17 protein-coding genes are annotated in these 21,139 nt (G+C 61.2%); 12 read left to right on the top strand and 5 right to left on the bottom strand.

Features of this window, described 5'->3' with window-relative positions; genetic code table 11:
* Nucleotides 1-81: 81 nt before the first annotated feature.
* A complete protein-coding gene (locus BUB69_RS19550) occupies nt 82-474 on the bottom strand; it encodes a protease inhibitor I42 family protein (RefSeq protein ID WP_073169610.1) in 393 nt (130 codons plus the stop codon).
* Between the two features lie 156 nt (nt 475-630).
* Nucleotides 631-3,048: an endopeptidase La gene (gene lon, locus BUB69_RS19545; protein WP_073169608.1), complete on the bottom strand. Its 2,418-nt coding sequence runs from the start codon at nt 3,046-3,048 to the stop codon at nt 631-633.
* A 184-nt stretch (nt 3,049-3,232) separates the two neighbouring features.
* Between lon and BUB69_RS19540 the strand changes: the two genes are divergently transcribed.
* From BUB69_RS19540 to BUB69_RS19525, 4 genes are read left to right on the top strand one after another with little or no spacing between them, the layout of a single operon-like run.
* A complete protein-coding gene (locus BUB69_RS19540; protein WP_073169606.1) occupies nt 3,233-3,907 on the top strand; it encodes a methylamine utilization protein in 675 nt (224 codons plus the stop codon).
* Entirely contained in the window at nt 3,904-6,258 is a 2,355-nt protein-coding gene (locus BUB69_RS19535) for a putative bifunctional diguanylate cyclase/phosphodiesterase (protein WP_073169605.1), read from the top strand. Before BUB69_RS19540 ends, BUB69_RS19535 begins: the two co-directional genes overlap by 4 nt.
* A gap of 3 nt (nt 6,259-6,261) precedes the next feature.
* Nucleotides 6,262-7,125, top strand: a complete 864-nt coding sequence (locus BUB69_RS19530; RefSeq protein ID WP_073169603.1) for a DUF3034 family protein — start codon at nt 6,262-6,264, stop codon at nt 7,123-7,125.
* Nucleotides 7,125-7,547, top strand: a complete 423-nt coding sequence (locus tag BUB69_RS19525; protein WP_073169601.1) for a group I truncated hemoglobin — start codon at nt 7,125-7,127, stop codon at nt 7,545-7,547. The genes BUB69_RS19530 and BUB69_RS19525 overlap by 1 nt, the downstream gene beginning before the upstream one ends.
* Nucleotides 7,548-7,619: 72 nt before the next feature.
* On the opposite strand, the gene BUB69_RS19520 is transcribed toward BUB69_RS19525, so the two are convergent.
* Nucleotides 7,620-8,612: a GntR family transcriptional regulator gene (locus BUB69_RS19520; RefSeq protein WP_163032198.1), complete on the bottom strand. Its 993-nt coding sequence runs from the start codon at nt 8,610-8,612 to the stop codon at nt 7,620-7,622.
* A gap of 342 nt (nt 8,613-8,954) precedes the next feature.
* Between BUB69_RS19520 and BUB69_RS19515 the strand changes: the two genes are divergently transcribed.
* The 8 genes from BUB69_RS19515 (at nt 8,955) to BUB69_RS19480 (ending at nt 16,939) form a co-directional block, all read left to right on the top strand.
* On the top strand, nt 8,955-10,334 hold the full coding sequence (locus BUB69_RS19515; protein WP_425439388.1) for an amidase: 1,380 nt from the start codon (nt 8,955-8,957) through the stop codon (nt 10,332-10,334).
* A 76-nt stretch (nt 10,335-10,410) separates the two neighbouring features.
* Entirely contained in the window at nt 10,411-11,292 is an 882-nt protein-coding gene (locus BUB69_RS19510; protein WP_024695135.1) for a polysaccharide deacetylase family protein, read from the top strand.
* A 27-nt stretch (nt 11,293-11,319) separates the two neighbouring features.
* Complete coding sequence (locus BUB69_RS19505) at nt 11,320-12,660, top strand: MFS transporter (protein ID WP_073169597.1); 1,341 nt, start codon at nt 11,320-11,322, stop codon at nt 12,658-12,660.
* Nucleotides 12,661-12,670: 10 nt separating this feature from the next.
* Nucleotides 12,671-13,432 (top strand): SDR family NAD(P)-dependent oxidoreductase, encoded by a 762-nt coding sequence (locus BUB69_RS19500; protein WP_073169595.1) that lies wholly within the window; start codon nt 12,671-12,673, stop codon nt 13,430-13,432.
* 225 nt (nt 13,433-13,657) lie between these two features.
* Complete coding sequence (locus BUB69_RS19495) at nt 13,658-14,407, top strand: SDR family NAD(P)-dependent oxidoreductase (protein WP_073169594.1); 750 nt, start codon at nt 13,658-13,660, stop codon at nt 14,405-14,407.
* 23 nt (nt 14,408-14,430) lie between these two features.
* A complete protein-coding gene (locus BUB69_RS19490) occupies nt 14,431-14,730 on the top strand; it encodes a hypothetical protein (RefSeq protein ID WP_073169592.1) in 300 nt (99 codons plus the stop codon).
* The gene (locus BUB69_RS19485; RefSeq protein WP_073169590.1) at nt 14,727-15,746 is read left to right on the top strand and encodes a CobW family GTP-binding protein; all 1,020 of its coding nucleotides are present in this window, start codon (nt 14,727-14,729) and stop codon (nt 15,744-15,746) included. The genes BUB69_RS19490 and BUB69_RS19485 overlap by 4 nt, the downstream gene beginning before the upstream one ends.
* Nucleotides 15,743-16,939: an ABC transporter substrate-binding protein gene (locus BUB69_RS19480; protein ID WP_073169588.1), complete on the top strand. Its 1,197-nt coding sequence runs from the start codon at nt 15,743-15,745 to the stop codon at nt 16,937-16,939. The genes BUB69_RS19485 and BUB69_RS19480 overlap by 4 nt, the downstream gene beginning before the upstream one ends.
* Nucleotides 16,940-17,173: 234 nt before the next feature.
* On the opposite strand, the gene BUB69_RS19475 is transcribed toward BUB69_RS19480, so the two are convergent.
* Nucleotides 17,174-19,597 (bottom strand): glucose/quinate/shikimate family membrane-bound PQQ-dependent dehydrogenase, encoded by a 2,424-nt coding sequence (locus tag BUB69_RS19475; RefSeq protein WP_073169586.1) that lies wholly within the window; start codon nt 19,595-19,597, stop codon nt 17,174-17,176.
* 136 nt (nt 19,598-19,733) lie between these two features.
* Complete coding sequence (locus BUB69_RS19470; RefSeq protein WP_073169584.1) at nt 19,734-21,095, bottom strand: carbohydrate porin; 1,362 nt, start codon at nt 21,093-21,095, stop codon at nt 19,734-19,736.
* Between the last annotated feature and the right edge of the window lie 44 nt (nt 21,096-21,139).

Below are 21,139 nucleotides of genomic sequence, written 5' to 3'. Positions count from 1 at the left end.
CATTCTAGCCAAGTTGTCGCCGGGATGCATGGTACAGCGCAGCTTCTCGGATGAGTCGCCGCGCCAGGCGCCTGAAAGGCTTCAGTTGACCGTGATGGCGCAGTCGAACGTCTGCTCCGGCGGGACTTCCGGTGCCCAAGGCTGCTGGTAGACCATCATCAGGCGTCCGGTGCCGGCCTCGGTCGCTTTGTAACGCCACACCGACTCGCCGCCGCTGCCGATCATTTCCTTGTTTGCGCCGTTGGCGTACACCTCAGGCCCCAGACTGCGCAGAATGTTTTGCGCCGGGTTCTGGGTCAGCCAGCGAAAGCCGGTGGTCGGGTTGCTGGGCAGCGTCAGAATCAGCGTTTGCCCGGTTTTCAGGCTCAACGGGCAGTCGTTCTGGCTGTCGATGGAGACGATATTTTTAGGTGTTTGAGCGCAGGCACTCAACAGGGCGAGGCTCAACGGCGCGATGAGGCGGGCAGGAGTCATGGCAAGGTCCGGTTTTGCGAGACGATGCTGGAGAATAACCGATCAGGGTTTTGGAGGGGAGCTTGAGGTGCAGGTGAGTGCCGTCACAGAACATGGCGCACGATCAGCATCGTAGGGGAGTGAGCAAGCTCACTCCCGCGCGATACCCGTTACAGCTTAAAACAGCACTTTCGCCACGTCCGCAAAGCGCTTGGCAAAGTGCACGGTGATACCTTCTTTCAGGTAATCGGGCAGCTCCTCGAAGTGACCGCGGTTGGGCTCCGGCAGGATCAGCTCATTGATCTTCTGACGACGCGCCGCGATGACTTTCTCCCGTACGCCGCCAATCGGCAGCACATGCCCGGTGAGCGTCAGTTCGCCAGTCATGGCCACGCCTTTTTTCGGCGGCTGGTTGCGGGCCAGGGACAGCAACGCGCTGGCCATGGTCACACCTGCGCTCGGGCCGTCTTTTGGCGTTGCGCCTTCCGGTACGTGCAAATGCACGAATGCTTCATCGAAGAACTTCGCGTCGCCGCCAAATTTCGACAGGTTGGAACTCACGTAGCTGTAGGCGATTTCCGCCGACTCTTTCATCACGTCGCCCAACTGACCTGTCAGTTTGAAGCCGCGGTTCAGTGTGTGGATTCGGGTCGCTTCAATGGGCAGCGTAGCGCCGCCCATGCTGGTCCAGGCCAGACCTGTGATGACGCCTGTGCCCGACAACACTTGCTCGCTGCGGAACACTGGCATGCCCAGCGACGCTTCAAGGTCCTTGGGCCCGATCTTGATCACCGAGTCAGGCGCGTCCAGCAGTTTGACCACGGCCTTGCGCACCAGCTTGCCGAGTTGCTTCTCCAGATGCCGCACGCCCGCTTCGCGCGCATAGCCTTCGATCACTGCACGCAATGCGCTGTCGCTGATGGTCAGTTTGCTCTTGGCAACGCCGGCCTTTTCCAGTTGCTTGGGCCACAGGTGGCGCTTGGCGATGGCGAGTTTTTCTTCGGTGATATAGCCGGACAGGCGAATCACTTCCATACGATCCAGCAACGGGCCGGGGATCGAGTCCAGCGTGTTGGCGGTGCAGACGAACAGGACTTTGGACAGGTCCAGACGCAGGTCCAGGTAATGATCGAGGAATTCGACGTTCTGCTCCGGATCCAGCGTTTCCAGCAGCGCCGACGCCGGGTCGCCCTGATAGCTTTGTCCCATCTTGTCAATTTCATCGAGCATGATGACCGGGTTCATCACTTCCACATCCTTGAGCGCCTGCACCAGCTTGCCGGGCTGCGCGCCGATGTAGGTGCGACGATGCCCCTTGATTTCCGCTTCGTCGCGCATACCGCCGACACTCAAGCGATAGAACGGTCGCCCCAGAGACTCGGCTATCGAGCGTCCGACACTGGTCTTGCCCACGCCCGGCGGGCCGACCAGCAGCACGATCGAGCCGCTGATTTCACCCTTGTACGCGCCGACGGCGAGGAATTCGAGAATCCGCGCCTTGATGTCATCCAGGCCTGCATGATGCTGGTCGAGCACTTTACGCGCGTGTTTGAGGTCCAGCTTGTCCGCACCATAGATGCCCCAGGGCAGGGAGCTGACCCAGTCCAGATAGTTACGGGTCACGGCGTATTCGGGCGAGCCGGTTTCCAGGACCTTGAGTTTGCCGATTTCTTCGTCAACTTTCTTGCGTGCCTGTGCCGGCAGGGTCTTGCCTTCCAGGCGCTGCTCGAACTGTTCGATGTCGGCGCTGCGGTCATCCTTGCTCAGGCCCAGCTCCTGCTGGATGACCTTGAGCTGTTCCTTGAGGAAGAACTGGCGCTGGTGTTCGCCGATCTTGCGATTGACCTCGGCGGAAATCTCTTTCTGCAAGCGCGCAACTTCCACTTCCTTGCGCAGCATCGGCAGGACTTTTTCCATGCGCTTGAGCATGGGCACGCAATCCAGCACCTGCTGCAATTCCACGCCCGTCGCCGAAGTCAGGGCTGCGGCGAAGTCGGTCAGCGGTGAAGGATCATTAGGGCTGAAGCGGTTGAGGTAGTTTTTCAGCTCTTCGCTGTACAGCGGATTGAGTGGCAGCAGCTCTTTGATCGCATTGATCAGGGCCATGCCATAGGCTTTGACCTCGTCGGTCGGCTCATTGGGCTGTTGCGGGTATTCGACTTCTACCAGATAAGGCGGGCGATGATGCTTGAGCCAGGTACGGATCCGAACCCGGCTCAGCCCTTGTGCCACGAACTGCAGGCGGCCATTTTCGCGGCTGGCGTGATGAACCTTGACCAAAGTGCCATACTCGGGCAACGCACTGGTATTGAAGTGGCGCGGGTCTTCCTGGGGCGTGTCCATGAAGAACAGGGCGAGCGAGTGATGCTCGGACTTGCTGACCAGTTCCAGCGTTTCGGCCCAAGGCTCTTCATTGACAATGACCGGCAGGACCTGAGCCGGAAAAAACGGGCGGTTATGAATCGGAATGATGTAGACCTTGTCCGGCAGGTTCTGGCCGGGCAGGGCGAGGGAGGTGCTGTCGGAACTCAGGGACACTTCGTGCTCGGTCTGGTCATTCGGCGAATCTGGCGAGTCTGTCTGCTGGTCGCTCATGGGGCACCTGAGAAGTTGAACATGGCTCTTAGATGGGGCAAGCATCCTCAGGTTTCAATGGCTTTGGTCGATAGTGTGAAGAGTGGCGATAAAACCGCGGGTTCAGCGGTTTTCCAGGACCTTTCAATTGTCGCCAAGGCTGGCTTATTTATTTACGGCGCTGCCGTGGCGGGTTGAATCGGTGATGACCAACATATTTTTCTCAGCAGTGCTTGCCGGGCTATGGATAGCGTCGGCGGCGAATGCGTCGGCTGCTACGTTGACGGCGCAAATACTCGATAAGCAGGGCACGCCCCTTGCCGATGCCGTGGTGACGCTCAAAGGCCCGTCGAATGCCTCGCCTGCGCCGCTCAAGGCGGCCATGGACCAACGTGATCAGGAGTTTTCGCCTCACGTTCTGGCCGTGCGTGTCGGCACGCAGGTGAAATTTCCCAACAGCGATAACATTCGCCATCAGGTCTATTCGTTTTCCCCGGCCAAGCGATTCGAGTTGCGCCTTTATGAAGGCACGCCTTCGGAGCCCTTGCTGTTCGACAAGCCGGGCGTCGTGGTGCTGGGCTGCAACATTCATGACTGGATGGTCGGTTATATCTACGTCACCGACGAGCCCTGGTTTGGCGTGACCGACAGCACTGGTCAGCTCAAGCTCGATTCGATGCCGGCCGGTCATTATCAGGCCACGCTCTGGCATCCGCAGGTCGAGGACATGCAGCCCATATCGGGTGGCGAATTCGACATTCCGGCTGCGGGCCTCACGCAACGTTTCATCCTGCCGGGCCAGCCTAAAGCCGCCGACACGCCCGCCAAACCGGCCACCAGCGGTTTCGGTGACGCCTTTCACAAGGCTGCGCATGAATGAACCTCAAGCTCAGCTTCCAGGCGCGCATCGCCGTCGTATTGACTGCCCTGCTGCTGATTGTGGTCGGTGCCGTCTTTCTTGCGGTCAAAGTCGCGACGGGTGATGCCGTTCGCACGCAAGCCCAGGCGCAATTGGAAGTCGGTAGCCGGGTCTTTGAACGCCTTATCGACCTGCGCGGCAAGCGCCTGCGGGATACCGTGCAATTGCTGTCCTCTGATTTCGGGTTTCGTGATGCCGTGGCCAGCTCCGACTCGTCGACCATTCGCTCGGTGTTGCTCAACCATGGTAAGCGCATCAACGCCAGCGACATGTTTCTGCTGGGCATGGACGGCACTGTGATTGCCAGTACCGAGGCCGAAGTGCCCGAAGGGTCGAAATTCGTCTACGACCAGGCGTTGCGTAATGCCAAACGCAACAGCCAGTCGGTGCTGATCGTACCGGGCGGCGGCACGCCGCATCTTCTGGTAGAGAGCACGGTGCTGGCACCGCTGCCGATCGGTCGCGTGGTGATGGGCTTCTCCATCGACAGCGACATCGCTCAGGAGCTTCGCTCGTTGAGCGGTCTTGAGGTGTCGTTCCTCACGATTGAAAACGGTCAGCCTGGTGAGTTGATCAGCACCCAGCCCGAGGCGCTGCATGCCGGTCTGATTGAATTGATGCGCAGCTCGTCCGGTGGGCAAATGCGGGTCACGGAGCAGTCGAACCTGAACTTTCTCAGCCAGGCCCTGATGCTCGCCAATACAGGCAATGCAGGCGACGGACAAGTGATCGCCTTGCTGCAGAGCCCGCTCGACAAAGCCTTGCAAGCCTTTGCGCCACTGGATGAAAAGATTTTCTGGATTTCCCTGGCGGCACTGTTGGCGTCGCTGATCGGCACCCTGGCGCTGGCGCGCAGCGTCTCGCTGCCGGTGCGCGCGCTGGCCGTTGCCGCCAAACGCATCGGCGACGGTGACTATGCAACGCCGGTGAACATGGCCCGCAGTGATGAACTGGGGATGCTGGCGCATGCGATCAACAGCATGCAACACGGTATCGCGGTGCGTGAAGGGCAACTGGCGCACAACGCGCTGCACGACAACCTGACCGGGCTGCCCAACCGCGCGCTGGTCATGGAGCGCCTTGGCAGTGCTGTTGCGGCTGAACGTCCGGTGGCGTTGCTGTACATGGGGATCGAAAACCTCGCCTTGATCAATGAGGGCTCGGGTGCCGAAGGCGTGGAGCAGTTGCTGCGCGAGATAGGACAGCGCCTGCAGAGCACCTTGCGCGCGGGCGATACGGTCGCCCGGCTGAGCGCCAATGAGTTTCTGTTGCTGCTCGACCACACGACCAGCGACGGCGCGGTCGCCATGGCGGACAGCCTGCAACGCTTGCTCAGCGAGCCACAGCGTCTGGACAGCCACGACATTACGCTGGAGTGCAGCATTGGTATCACCGTCTACCCCGAAAGTGGTCATTCGGCGCAGGAACTGGTCAGCCGAGCGGCCATCGCTCGCAAGGATGCTGCCTTACTGCCGGGCCGTTTGCAGATCTATCAGGACGGTCGTGACCTGGCGCATCAGCGCCAGATCAGTCTGATTCGGGATTTGCGCAAGGCGCCACAAAACGGCGAACTGGCGCTGCATTACCAACCCAAACTGGATATCCGCCAAGGCACCGTACGCCAGGCCGAGGCCTTGTTGCGCTGGACCCATCCGCAATTCGGCAATGTATCGCCTGCGGAATTCATCGTGCTGGCCGAGCGCACCGGCAGCATTCATCTGCTGACCAACTGGGTCATCGAAGAGGCGATGCGCCAGTTGGCCGAATGGCGTCAGCGGGGGCTGGTGCTGCAGGTGTCGGTCAACATCTCCGCCGACGACCTGTTGGGTGACGACCTGGCCGGATTCGTGGTGCGCCTGCTCAAGCACTACAACGTACCAGCCGAACAGCTGGTGTTTGAAATCACCGAAAGCGCCGTCATGAGCGAGCCGGAAAAGGCATTGGTGGTGCTGCATCGCCTGCGCGATTGCGGTATCAGCCTGTCGGTGGATGACTTTGGCACGGGTTATTCGTCGCTGGCGCACCTCAAGCGTCTGCCGGTCCAGGAATTGAAGATCGACCAGTCCTTTGTCCGCAATCTGGATGAAACCAGCGAGGACGCGGTCATCGTGCGTTCGACCATCGAAATGAGCCACAACCTGGGGCTCAAGGTCGTGGCCGAAGGTGTGGAATATCAGCACAGTCTGGACCTGCTCCAGCGCTGGCATTGCGATACCGCGCAGGGCTATCTGATCAGCCGGCCGCTGGCGGCCACTGCGTTTGAAACCTGGATCGTCCAGTCCATGAGAACACCCGGCCTGATGGTGAACTGAGCCATGCACTATAAATTACCGCTGTTGTTGGGTTGTCTGTTGGGAGCCGTTGCGCCCCTTGCCCTGGCCGATAATGGTCGTTTGATCGCCACTGGCGGTGCCAGCAACATCGAGGGCAGCGCGGGCGGCGGCATTACGCCCTGGGCGGTGATTACCGGCTACAGCGAGCAGGGTGAGTGGGGCGCGACAGCGTTTGCCACCCACGTCAACCTGCCCGACTACAACCTGGACGTGGCAGGCGTGGCCTTCGCCTATGGCAATCGCGTGGAGTTGTCCTACGCGCATCAGCGTTTCGACATCAGCACCTTGCAACATCGGCTAAGCCTGCCGGATGACAACCTCAGCCAGGACGTATTTGGCGTCAAGGTGCGGCTGTTCGGTGATCTGATCTACGACAGCCTTCCGCAGGTATCGCTGGGCGTGCAGTACAAGCATCAGAACGATTTCCTGATTCCGAGCCTTGTCGGCGCGCAGCGCGATTCCGACGTGGAAGGCTACCTCACCGCCAGCCGCCTGTTCATGGGGGCGGCGTTTGGCTACAACGTGGTGGTCAACGGCGGCGTGCGCTACAGCCGTGCCAACGAAACCGGTCTGCTGGGTTTTGGTGGGGATCGACGCGACACGCGCAGTCTGCTCAAGGAAGGCTCGGTGGCCGTGCTGTTCAACCCGCGCTGGGCCATGGGCGTGGAGTACCGCGAAAAGCCCGACAACCTGTCGTTTGCCGGCGAAAGCGACTGGGCGGACGTGTTCGTGGGGTACTTCCCCAACAAGCATCTGTCCTTCGTGCTGGCTTACGCACGCCTGGGGGAAATTGCCACGCTGGATAACCAGAACGGCACCTATCTGTCTGTTCAGGGGAGCTTCTGATGATGCGCTTGCTGATGTGCCTGACGCTGGCATTGCTGGTGGGTTGCGCACAACAACCGGCCAAGGATGATCGCCTTTATCAAGACCTCGGCCAGCGAGCCGGTATTCAGCGCATCGTCGAGGGCATGCTGCTCAATGCTGCCAAGGATGAGCGGATCGTCGAACGGTTCAGGCGGGTCAATATCGTGCTGCTGCGCGACCGGCTGGTCGACAAGTTCTGCGTCGTGGCAGACGGCCCGTGCACCTACACCGGCGACAGCCTGGCCGAATCCCACAAGGGGCAGAACCTGAGCCCCAGCGACTTCAATGCACTGGTCGAAAACCTGATTGCTTCCATGGATGCCGAGAAAATTCCGGTGCCCGTGCAAAACCGCTTCATCGCACGCCTGGCTGCGTTGCGTGGGGAAGTGATCGGCAAGTAGTACCCGCACAGACCTGATCGTGCCAACGCGCAGATGGCAACAATCAGAACGGGGGGCGACTGACGTTGCTGATCAACTCAGCCGCGTCAGATACCCCGGCACTTCCTGCTCGGGCAGCACCGACAACACTTTCAGGCGCTGAAGCATGCGTTGGCGGGCGCGGTGCAGGTGTTCCTTGAGGTTGAGCGCGGCGGCGTCAAAGGCGCCGTGCAGGAGCAGCTCAAGGATCATCCGGTGTTCAGCGAGCATCGCCTCATCGGCACCGATGCTCAGCAACTTGTAAAAGATCCGGTTGATGATCATCGGGCTCTGCGCCTGGCTGATCAGGGTCGCGATCTTGCGATTCTGCAGCCCCGCCAGGCACTGCTGGTGCAGATCGTCCTCAAGCCGCTCGATCTGTTCCAGGCTGCAGCTTTCAGCCTGCTGCGCCTCGATGACTCTGGCCAGCATGGCTTCCAGGTGTTCGCGGCTCAGGTTCGGTGCGGTCTGGCGCAAGGCTTCTGGTTCAAGGCAGGCGCGCAGTTCGTAATCATCCGTCACTTCACGCGCTGTCAGTGGCCCGGCCAGCCATTGGGAGTAGGGTTCTTTTTCCACCAGCCCGCGATCACGCAAGCGCATCAGCGCCTCACGAACCACTGCGCGGCTGACGCCGAAATATTCGGCGGCGCTCTGTTCATCCAGACGGTAATGACCGAACGCGATGCACGCCGACAGCGCTGCGCCAATCTCATCATGAATACGCTCACCCAACGGCCGGGTGTCGACCAGTTCTTCACCGATGTCCAGCCCAAACTGCTTGTGGCTCAGGCTCAGACGCAAGGGCTCGACCGTACGGCCTTCGGGGTTGACCAGATAGCCGCGACCGTCGAAGCGGCTGATCAGCCCTTCGTCGTGCAGCAGATTGAGTGCCTTGCGCACCGGCACGCGGCTGGTGCCGAACAGTTCTGCCAGCGGTGCTTCGAGCAGCACCAGTCCATTGGCGGCCGCACCCGTGAGGATGGCATTGCGTAACACTTCACGGATCGTGGCGTAGCGCGAGGCGGTGCGCGTGTCCTCATCTGACATCGTTTTCTTACACTTCTGGCGGTTGACGAATGATTCTCGCACAGATGCGCCACTGTCACCTTGAGGTACATCTGCGCGCTCACTCATAGGGCTACCGTTACCTATCTGCACTAAAATGTATCTTTTATAAAAGATACATTATTTCATTGTGACCACCGACCAAACGCGACATTGATCCTGAACGTACTTTTTGTCCTGTCCCTGCAAGGTTTCTAATCCAATGGTCTTGGCGCATTCAGTCGTGATCGAGGGGGGGCGAAAGAACCTTGAGCGAGAGATTGGCACGGATTCTGCCTTCGTTAAATGTACATTTTATTAATAAGTACATTTTAAGAGTCCGCCATGTCGATGATGGATACCGCTGCCAACGCACTTGCGCCTGATGCCTGCGCACTGGCTGAGGACTTCGCCCAGGGTCGCACTGACCCCGTGCAGGTTTTGGAACAGGCGCTGCACCGAGCCCGTCAGGTCGACCACGTGTTCATTTCAATGAGCGAAGAACGCGCCCGCCGTGAAGCCGAGGCGTCGGCCGTCCGCTGGAAACAAGGGCAACCGCTCGGCGCGCTCGATGGCGTTCCAATTGCCTGGAAGGACCTGTTCGATGTCGCCGGATCCGTCACCACGGCAGGTTCGGCGACCCGCCGACAAGTGTCGGCCGCCTGGCTGGACGCGCCGGTTGTCGGGCTGCTGGCCCGCTCCGGCCTGGTCAGCCTGGGCAAGACCAACCTCAGTGAGTTCGCCTATTCCGGGCTTGGCCTGAATCCGCATTTCGGCACCCCGGTCAATCCATTGAGCGACGACTCGCCACGCATTCCCGGTGGTTCGTCCTCAGGCTCAGGTGTCGCGGTCGCTGCGGGCATCGTACCGATCGCGATGGGTACCGACACGGCTGGCTCGATTCGCATTCCCGCCGCATTCAATGGCCTGGTGGGCTTTCGCAGCACCAGCCGCCGCTACAGTCGCGATGGCGTGTTTCCACTGGCGCTCACCCTCGACAGTGTCGGGCCGCTGACCCGTAGCGTTCGTGACGCACTGGTGATCGACGACCTGCTGTGCGCGCGCAGCAAGCCGACGTCACGGGTGCCGCGCAGCCTGGCCGGCCAGCGTTTCATCGTCGATCAGGCGGTGCTGGACGATGCGCGTGTCGAGCCTGCGGTTCGCGACAACCTGCTGCGCGCCGTCGAAGCGTTGCGCAGCAGCGGCGCGCTGGTCGAGGTGCGCCCTTGCGAGGCCTTTCAAGCCACCCTGCAGCTTATCCAGCACAGCGGCTGGCTGGGCGCGGCCGAAGCGTTCGCTCTGCATCAGCCATTACTCGACAGCGATGCCGCCAGCCAGCTTGACCCTCGAGTGCGCAAGCGTCTTGAGGCGGCACGGCACATGCCTGCCAGCCTGCTGATTCATTTGTATGCAGCCCGCGAGCGCTTGCAGGAACAACTGACCCTTGAGCTGGACGGCGCACTGCTGATGACCCCGAGCGTCGCTCACGTCGCGCCGGCCCTCGCGCCTTTGCTGGCGGACGAGGAGCTGTTCATTCAGACCAACCTCGCCACGCTGCGCCTGACCATGCCCGGCAGCCTGCTGAACATGCCGGGTGTGTCGTTGCCCAGCGGTACTGATGGCAGCGGCTTGCCCACCGGCCTGTTGCTCAGCGCCCCGGCAGGCGAGGACGCACGGCTGCTGCGCGCCGCTCTGGCGTTGGAAACGCTGATGGCAAGCTCTTGAACACCCTATCAATGGCTGACCGGCGCCCATGTTCGATGGGGTGAAACCGGTCTGATCAACCCGCGGAGAAACAACAATGGCTAAAGAAATTCTGTGTGCGTTTGGCGTAGATGTGGATGCGGTTGCGGGCTGGCTGGGCTCTTACGGCGGTGAGGATTCGCCGGACGATATCTCACGCGGCCTCTTCGCAGGCGAGGTCGGTGCGCCGCGCCTGCTCAAGCTGTTCGAGCGCTACGGGCTGCGCACCACCTGGTTTATTCCGGGTCATTCCATGGAAACCTTCCCTGAGCAGATGAAAGCTGTGGCCGATGCGGGCCATGAGATCGGCGTGCATGGCTACAGCCATGAAAACCCGATTGCAATGACGCCCGAGCAGGAAGAAATCGTCCTCGACAAGTCAATCGAACTGATCACACAAATGACCGGCAAACGCCCCACCGGCTATGTCGCGCCGTGGTGGGAATTCAGCAACGTCACTAACGAACTGCTACTCAAGAAAGGCATCAAGTACGACCACAGCCTGATGCACAACGACTTCCATCCGTACTACGTTCGTGTGGGCGACAAGTGGACCAAGATCGATTACAGCCAGCACCCGGACACCTGGATGAAGCCGCTTGTGCGTGGCGAAGAGACTGATCTGGTGGAGATCCCGGCCAACTGGTACCTGGATGACCTGCCGCCGATGATGTTCATCAAGAAAGCGCCCAACAGCCACGGCTTCGTCAACCCGCGTCACCTGGAAGAAATGTGGCGCGACCAGTTCGACTGGGTCTATCGCGAGCATGAGCACGCGGTATTCACCATGACCATTCACCCCGATGTCTCCGGTCGCCCACAGGTGCTGCTGATGCTGGAGCGCCTGATCGAGCACATCCAGAGCCATGCGGGCGTCAAGTTCGTCACCTTCGACGAGATCGCCGACGACTTCGTGCGTCGCAACCCACGTAACCGTTGATTCATAGCCCTGTCCGAGGCATCACTCATGTCCATATACAACAAGCTTGACCTGACCGGCTGGAAGCCAGAGCAGTTGACGCCGGAGCAAGTGCGCTTCGCCACATGGATAGCCTTTTTTGCGTGGGTGTTTGCGGTATACGACTTCATTCTGTTCGGAACCCTGCTGCCCGAAATCGGACGGCATTTTTCCTGGAGTGAAGTGGAACAGGCCGAAATCGCGACCTGGGTCGCGGTCGGTACGGCGGTAGTGGCGCTGGCCATCGGCCCGTTGGTGGATCGCCTGGGACGGCGCGTGGGGATCATGTTTACCGTGAGCGGGTCGGCCATCTGTTCGGCGCTCACGGCCATTGGTGGATCGTGGGGCAAGTCGCCGTTGATCCTGATCCGCTCGCTCGGCGGTCTGGGGTATGCGGAAGAGACCGTCAATGCGACCTATCTGAGTGAAATCTATGCGGCATCCGACGATCCGCGTCTGGCCAAACGCCGTGGCTTCATCTACAGCCTGGTGCAGGGCGGCTGGCCGGTAGGTGCGCTGATTGCGGCGGGGCTCACGGCGGTGCTCTTGCCGATCATCGGCTGGCAGGGCTGCTTTGTGTTTGCGGCCATTCCGGCCATCGTCATCGCGATCATGGCGCGCAAGCTCAAGGAGAGCCCGCAGTTCCAGATCCATCAGCGCATCACGCAACTGCGCAAGAAGGGCGATGTGAGTCAGGCGCAGGCCGTGGCGCACACCTACGGCGTCGATTATGACGAACACAGCAAGGCGGGTATCGGCGCTGCATTTCGCGGCACCTCGCTGCGCGCAACCCTGGTGATAGGTGCAGCCATTCTGCTCAATTGGGCGGCGATTCAGGTGTTCAGCGTCTTGGGCACCACGGTCATCGTCAGCGTGCATCACATCTCGTTCGAGAACTCGCTGATCATTCTGGTGCTGTCCAACCTGGTGGGCTATTGCGGTTACCTGACCCACGGCTGGATGGGCGACAAGATCGGCCGTCGCAATGTGATCGGTCTGGGCTGGATGCTGGGCGGTCTGGCGTTTGCGGGCATGCTTTACGGGCCGAGCAACATGCCGACGGTCGTCGGACTGTACAGCCTGGGTCTGTTCTTTCTGATCGGGCCTTACTCGGCCGCGCTGTTCTTCATCAGTGAAAGCTTTCCTACCAGCATCCGTGCCACCGGTGGCGCGATCATCCATGCCATGGGGCCCATCGGCGCAGTGGTCGCTGGCTTCGGCGCTACCTCGGTCTTGAGCGCAGGCGGCGACTGGCAGACCTCGGCGTTGTATTTCGGTGCGCTGCCTTGCTTCCTGTCCGGCGCGCTGATGTTTGCCGCTCGTCACGTGCGTCCTGAAACCGTCAAATGAGGAGTGGGATATGACGCGTAAAGTTGCAGTGGTCACCGGTGCCGCCAGCGGCATCGGTCAGGCCCTGGCCGTAGCGTTTGCCCGGCAGGGTGTGGCAGTGGCAGGCGGGTTTTACCCGGCTGACCCCCACGACCCGGATGAAACCCGTCGGTTGGTCGAAGAGGCGGGCGGCGAATGCCTGATGCTGCCGCTTGATGTGACCAGTACCGAGTCGGTGGACGATCTGGCCAGCCAGGCGCTGGACGCGTTTGGCCGGATCGATTACGCGGTGGCCAACGCAGGCTTGCTGCGTCGTGCGCCGCTGCTGGAGATGACCGACGAGCGCTGGAATGAAATGCTCGACGTGGACCTGACCGGTGTCATGCGCACCTTTCGCGCCGCCGCCAGACACATGGGTGAGGGCGGCGCGTTGGTGGCAATCTCGTCGATTGCCGGTGGCGTGTATGGCTGGCAGGACCATTCGCATTACGCCGCGGCCAAAGCGGGTGTGCCGGGTCTGTGCCGTTCGTTGGCGGTTGAGTTGGCGCCGAAAGGGATCCGCTGTAACGCCGTGATTCCGGGCCTGATCGAGACGCCCCAGTCGCTGGACAGCAAGAACTCGCTGGGCCCGGAAGGCCTGAAACAGGCCGCCAGAGCCATTCCGCTCGGGCGAGTCGGGCGGGCGGATGAAGTGGCAGCGCTGGTGCGGTTTCTGTGCAGCGACGAGGCCAGCTACCTGACCGGGCAAAGCATCGTGATCGACGGCGGCCTGACCGTGCGCTGGCCGGAGTGACCTGTTTGATCGCTGCCAGAACACAAGGCGATCTTGCTGACCGAATGCAACACCTGTGGGAGCGAGCTTGCTCGCGAAAGGGCCGGTGCGTCCAATCGAGAGGCTGTGCTTGAAACATGGCCTTCGCGAGCAAGCTCGCTCCTACTGGGGCTGCGCTTATTCAGCCGGTTGCCTGTGTGATGTGAGCGAGCGCGCTTCATTTCGTTGATCAGTAAGGAACTCACCATGCAACAACTCAAAGACAAACGCGCCGTGATTACCGGCGCAGGCAGCGGGATAGGCGCCGCCATTGCGCGTGCCTACGCCACCGAAGGCGCACGTCTGGTGCTGGGCGATCGTAATCCCGACAGTCTGGCGAAGATCGCCGGGGAATGCCGCACGCTCGGCGCGCAGGTGCAGGAATGTGTGGCCGACGTCGGGACCGTCGAAGGCGCACAGGCCAGTGTCGATGCGTGCGTCGAGCAGTTCGGCGGCATCGATATTCTGGTCAACAACGCAGGCATGCTGACGCAAGCACGTTGCGTAGACCTGAGCATAGAGATGTGGAACGACATGCTGCGCGTCGACCTCACCAGCGTGTTCGTCGCCAGTCAGCGGGCCCTGCCACACATGCTGGCGCAGCGTTGGGGGCGGATCATCAACGTCGCCTCGCAACTGGGCATCAAGGGCGGCGCGGAGCTGACTCATTACGCCGCGGCCAAGGCCGGTGTGATCGGCTTCACCAAGTCCCTGGCGCTGGAAGTGGCCAAGGACAACGTGCTGGTCAATGCCATCGCGCCCGGTCCGATTGAAACCCCCTTGGTGGCCGGCATCAGCAGCGCCTGGAAAACCGCCAAGGCGGCCGAGCTGCCGTTGGGCCGCTTTGGCCTTGCAGAAGAAGTGGCGCCTGTTGCGGTGCTGCTGGCCAGCGAGCCGGGCGGCAACCTGTTTGTCGGTCAGACACTGGGGCCCAACTCAGGCGATGTAATGCCGTGATGCATTTGAACGAGGAATAACCCATGTGTGGACTGTGCGGCCTGTTGGGCGAAGACGTGCACTGGAGCGATCCATTGAGTGGTGAGCTACCCAGACGGCGTGAACGCCTGCGACGCATTGCCGCCATCAATAAGGTGATGGCGCCGTTTCGCCTGAGGGTCGAGGACTTTCAGGGCGTCTCCTACCTGTTGCTTGGCGCTACCGGCAAGCAGGAACTGGCGACAGGCCTGGAACAGCTCTGGCAGAAGGCCGAACTTCTGATCGGTCGTCCGCTGGACCCACTCGACTCCCAGCTGCTTGACCATTTGCAGAGGTCCTCATGAGTATTGCGTTGAACGTGATCACCGGTTTTCTGGGCAGTGGCAAGACCACGCTGCTCAAGCGCCTGCTGGCCGACGAAGACATGGGCGACACCGCGCTGCTGATCAACGAGTTCGGTGATGTCGGTATCGATCATCTGCTGGTCGAGGAGGTCGCACCCGACACTGTGTTGTTGCCCAGCGGCTGCATCTGTTGCTCGATTCGCGGTGAACTGAAAGACGCATTGCTCGGTTTGCTGGAGCGCCGCAGTCGCGGTGAAATCCCTGCGTTTCGTCGCGTGATTCTGGAAACCACCGGTCTGGCCGATCCGGCACCGATCCTCACAACACTGAGCAACGATCCACAATTGCGCGGACGTTTTCATATCGGGTTGATCGTCACCCTGGTCGATGCCTGTCATGCCGCGCTGCAGGAGCGTCTGCACCCTGAGTGGCTGGCGCAGGTCGCTGCAGCGGACCGGTTGCTGCTGAGCAAGACCGATCTGGTCGACGAGGCGAACCTCGACGCTTTGCGTCTGCATTTACAGGCCCTTAATTTTTCCGCGCCACTGCTCGACACGGCACAGGTCCACAGTGGTGATCAGTTGTTGCTGGGGGAGGGCATCCGCAGCGCGGAACCTGCGCAGGAAGTGACCCGCTGGCAACTGCATCGGCCGCAATCGACACTGCCCCGGCATGGGGACGCACAGGTCTGCTGCCTGACCCTGGAGCGTGCGCTGGACTGGGTCGGGTTCGGGGTGTGGCTGTCGATGCTGTTAAGATGCCATGGCGAACGTATCCTGCGTGTCAAAGGACTGCTCAACGTGAATGCCAATCAGGCCCCTGTCGTGATCCATGGTGTGCAGCATTGCCTGCATGCGCCAGTCCACCTTGCGACCTGGCCGGGTGAGGATCGCACCTCGCGGCTGGTGTTCATCCTGCGCGGGCTTGACCCTGAATTGCTGCGTCGCTCGTTCGAGGTGTTTTCCAGCACCTTCGCACCGCCCCTGACCTTACTCCAGAGCGAGACCGCTGCATGACCATCACGTTGCGTGTGCTGGGCACCTCGGTCACCTTGCTCGACTCCCTGCGTGAACGGGCCGAGCAGGAGTTGGGCATCAAACTGGTCTATCAGATTCACGACGTGCAGACCGCGCAGCGCATTGCGGTCATGCAGCCGGACAGTTACGACCTTTACGATCAGTGGTTTCACAACGTCGATTTTGTCTGGCCGGCGCGGGCGATTCAGCCTATCGATACGCGGCGTATCGCGCTGTGGCACGAGATCAACGACCTGCCCAAGCGTGGGCGTTTGAGGCCCACGGATCAACCCGGCAGCGGCAGCGTGCCCAGCGAGCGCCTGTTCGTGCAGCACGACGGTAGCCTGGGCAGCGCGGTCACCGAGCGCATCAGTATGCTGCCGCTGACCCACAACGCCGACAGTTTCGCCTACCGCCCGGAGCGCCTTCCGGAAAGCCTCAGCACCGCCGATGAAAGCTGGGGCTGGCTGCTGGACCCGGTCTGGAGCGGACGCATCGCGTTACAGAGTGATGCCGCCATCGGTGCGCTCGACGCCGCACTGGCGGTGCAGGGCGCGGGATTGGCGCAGTTCAAGGACATCGGCAACATGAGCATCGAGGAAATCGACCGGCTCGCCGACGTGCTGGTGCGCAAACAGCAACAAGGGCATTTCGGTGCATTCTGGTCGGATGACGAAGAAGCGGCGGAATTGATGCTCAGCCCGACCATCGACATTCAGAGTCTGTGGTCGCCGACCTTGGTGCGACTGCATCGCGCAGGCGTCAAGTACCGCGTTGCCGTGCCCAGGGAAGGTTATCGCGGCTGGTTCGGTGGGCTGTCGCTTTCACGCCACGCCAAAGGTCCGGTGCTCGACGCAGCGTACGCGTATCTGAACTGGTGGCTGTCCGGCTGGCCGGGTGCAGTGATGGCGCGTCAGGGCTATTACATCGGCAACCCGGCACGCAGCCGCGATCACCTCAGCGCAGCCGAGTGGGACTACTGGTACGCCGGATTGCCCGCACGCGAGCAACTGCTCGGCAGCGATGGCCTGCCGCTGATCGATGCCGGGGAAGTGCGTGACGGCGGCTCATACGAAGAGCGCATGGGGCATATCGCGGTGTGGAACTCGGTGATGAACGAGCACAACTATCTCGTGCGACGCTGGAGCGACATCCTGCGGGCGGGAGGGAAGGCGGGCGGGAAGACGCGTTAGCGCTTGAGCGCGTCCATCGCTCCGCGCGCATCGTTATACACAAGTCCTGCTGCAGCCATCGGACGGTGGGAGACCGGCTTGCCGGTGATGCTTTTTCCGGGGCGACCTATCGGTGACTGAACTGACGCCATCGCCGGCAAGCCGCCTCCCACGGGAAATGCATCCGCTCATCTGAGAGCACAAAAAAAGGCGGCTATCTTTCGATAGCCGCCTTTCCTTTGCCTCAGCAACGCATCACTTCGGCAGTTTGAACGCCATCACGTAGTCGCCTTGCTTGGTGCCCAGCGAGCCGTGACCGCCAGCCACGACCAGCACGTATTGCTGACCGTCCTTGCCGGTGTAGGTCATCGGTGTCGTCTGTGCGCCCGCTGGCAGGCGGCCTTCCCACAGTTGCTTGCCGTTACGAACATCGTAGGCGCGCAGGTACTGATCAAGCGTGCCGCTCAGGAACGCCAGGCCGCTGGCCGTGGTGAACGTACCGCCCAGGCTTGGAACGCCCATGGTCAGCGGGATCGGAACCGGTGAGCTGTCACGCACGGTGCCGTTCTTGTGCATCCAGATGGTCTTGTGAGTGGTCAGGTCGACCGCAGCCACGTAACCCCATGCTGGCGCCTGGCAAGGCAGGCCCATCGGCGACAGCAGTGCTTCGAGGATCACACCGTAAGGTGCGCCTTTGTTTGGCTGTACGCCTTCGGTTTCGCTCTTGCGACCCGGACCGCCTTCTACTTCGGCCGATGGCACCAGCTTGGAGCGGAACGCCATGTAGCTCGGGTTCACGAACGCAATCTGGCGAACCGGGTCGATGGAGATACCGCCCCAGTCGAACACGCCGAAGTTGCCTGGATAAACGATCGAGCCTTGCAGCGATGGCGGAGTGAATGGGCCGTCATAACGCAGCGACTTGAAGTCGATCCGGCACAACATCTGGTCGAACGGGGTCACACCCCACATGTCTCGCTCTTTAAGCGGAGGCGGCATGAAGTTCAGGTCAGACTTGGGCTGGGTCGGCGAAGTGTGGTCGCCTTCGACCGCGCCTTGCGGCACCGGCACTTCGTTGATCGGCACGATAGGCTGGCCATTGCTGCGGTCCAGCACGTAGATGCTGCCTTGCTTGGTCGAGGCCAGAACAGCGGGTTTCATGCCGTCAGCCGTTTTCATGTCCATGAGGGTCGGCTGACCGCCCACGTCCATGTCCCACAGGTCGTGGTGAGTGAACTGATAATCCCAACGCACGCGACCGGTCGCGATGTCCAGTGCAACCAGCCCCGCGCTGTACTTCTCGGATTCCGGCGTACGGTCGCCGCCCCACTGGTCCGGCGTCTGGTTACCCATCGGCAGGTAGATCATGCCCAGCTTTTCGTCGACGCTGAACATGGACCACATGTTCGGCGAGTTGCGGGTGTAGACCTGACCCTCAGCGATAGGGGCTGTGGCTTCAGGGTTGCCGCTGTCCCAGTTCCAGACCAGACGACCGGTGTGCACGTCGTAGGCACGGATCACGCCGGACGGTTCGTCCATCGAAACGTTATCGGTGACGTGACCACCGATGATCACCAGATCCTTGGTCACGGCCGGAGGCGAGGTGGAGTAGTAACCGCCCGGAGCGAAGGTGCCCATGTTGGCTGTCAGATCGACCGAGCCTTTGTTACCGAAGTCTTCGCACATCTTGCCGGTGTCGGCGTTCAGGGCGATCAGACGGGTGTCGGCGGTCGGCAGGAAGATCCGGCGTGGGCAGGCGCTGGCTGTCGAGGTACCTTGCGCAGCAGGCGCTGCCGGGCTTTGTGCTGGAGCCCCAGCGGCGGCATAGGCGGCGTCATCGTGGTACGAAACGCCGCGGCAGGTCATGTGCGCCCAGCCTTTGAAGTTCTCGGCGTTCTGGGTACTGATCTTCGGATCGAAGCGCCAGATTTCCTTACCCGAATCCGGGTCAAGCGCGATGACCTGGCTGTGCGGCGTGCAGACATACAGCATGCCGTTGACCTTGAGCGGGGTGTTCTCGGCAGTCGTCTCGCCCGGATCATTCGGCCCCGGGATGTCGCCAGTGCGATAGGTCCACGCCGGCACCAGCTTGCTCACGTTTTCCGGTGTGATCTGCGCCAGTGGCGAGTAGCGATCACCGAAACCGGTGCGGCCGTAAGACTGCCAGTCGCCGTCAGGCATGGCTGGCGCGGTGTTGGACGTACCGGCCGTCTCGCGGTCCAGCTGACCTTCGATGCGGCCAGGGTGGGTGAACTGGCTGGCCAGCGCGGTCAGACCGGCAAGCACCACCGCGATGCTCAACGCACCGGTGCCCATGCGGGCCGGGCCGTTACGCAGCAGTGGACGGCGGAACCAGGGCATCAGCAACACCAGACCCAGCGCGAACCACAACGCCAGACGCGGTACCAGTTGCCACCAGTCCAGACCGACTTCCCAAAGAGACCAGACGGTGCTGGCGAACAGCAGCAGCGCGTACAGGCCAAGCGCAGCGCTGCGTCCGGTGATCAGCAGTAGGCCAGTCACCGCGAAGCCGAGACCGGCCAGCAGGTAATACAGCGAACCGTCCAGTTGCAGCAATCTGATGCCACCGACCACCAAGGCCAGCCCCATCAACAAAATCACCAGGCCGAGCAATGTCGGTAACAGACGATTTCTACCCGAAGCACCATCAGTGCTCATAATGCGAATCTCCGCGAGAATTGAATGATTGACGCCCTGGAATGCTGTAAGGCAGACCTTGATGTCACTCTTGAACAGCCTTTGAAACCAAGCGTACTGTTGAGACGATTTACCGCCGGTTGAATTCAACCGCCGGTCAGAACGAGAGTTGCACCTTCAACCCGGCCACCAGCGCATCATCGACCTCGTCCAGCCCGCCTGGATGGCGGACGTATTGCAGGTTCGGTCGCACGGTCAACCCGTTGGCCACGTGCACGCCGTAATACAGCTCGGCGTTGTATTCCGTGTCCTGCAGAGGCATGAAGGATGGGTCGTTGTAGTCGTAGACCGCCGCTGCCTGATTTCGTGCATCAGCGTTTTTGCGGTACGCAGGATTGACGTGAATGCGCGACAGGCCCAGGCCGATGTCGTCCTGAGTGCGGGCATCGAACGGACCTTTGTAGACCATACCGACCGAAACATAGTGATCGACCTTGTTGGTTTTCTTGTCGTGCAGCGTGCCGTTCGCGAACAGGCTCAGGCCACGGCTGGCGTCGCCGTCATGCTGCGTGACCTGCTGGCGCAGGTTGAGCCACAGACCGTGTTTACTTGAGGCACCACGATACGCCGTCCCGGTGAGGGCGGCGGGTTGCCCGTCGCTGTTTTTGTAGACGTCTTTGCTATCAGCGGTGCTGTAGTAATAACCGGCGCGGTATTCACCCGGCAGCCCGTTGACCTTGGGCGACCAGACCAGCTCGACCGGCAATAGCGCACCCTGGGTGCCGCTGCCGCTGAGTTTGAATGCGTTGTCGTTTTCCAGATTGGACGGGTTCTGCTCGAAGGCACCGATCTGAACGAAGACCTCGGGCGTGAGCTGATACTTGATACGCATCGCCCATTGGCTGATCGGCCAGTTGTACCAAGTATCGACATAGTTGCCGGCCTGCGAGCCGCACAGCGACAGGTTCTGGAAGTCGCACGGCATGCTGTTGAAGTCTTCGCCTTCGTTGAAACGGCCGAGCTTGATGCTCAAGGCCTGGTCGAAGAACGCCTGCTGATACCACATCTGCGTCAGCCGGGTGACGCTGCCGCGCCCCCAGACCTCCTGGGAAGAGGAGAGTGTGCCGGTGCGTGGGTCGCCGATTCGGTCGTTGCTGATGTTGTCGCCGTTGCGGTTGTTCAGGGTCAGCTGGAATTCGGCGTCGTGCCAGCCAAGGATTTTCTGCAGGTCCAGGTGAGCGCCCACGGCGATCTGGTCGCTGTAACGGGTCGCCTTGTCGTGGTTGTAGCCGCCGTGCAGATTGGCACCCGTCTCGCTGGTGTAGTCGAGTTTGAAGTCGATACCTTGCGTGGAGAGGTCGGTGCGCTTGCCGCCCCAATCGCCCAGCATCCAGGGCGAATCGGTGGACAGGGCCGGCGCGGCATGGACGGTGCTCGCCAGGCCGATGAGCGTCAGCCCCCACAGACTGACAGCACGATGAACCGTGACGACGCGATGATGCTTGGATGAACTAGGCATGAAAAGGGGCATTCTTTATTAAGTTTTTTGGGAACGACAAGGCT

Source organism: Pseudomonas asturiensis, from assembly GCF_900143095.1.
GTDB classification, from domain to species: domain Bacteria; phylum Pseudomonadota; class Gammaproteobacteria; order Pseudomonadales; family Pseudomonadaceae; genus Aquipseudomonas; species Aquipseudomonas asturiensis.
This window is presented reverse-complemented; position numbering and strand designations above follow the sequence as displayed.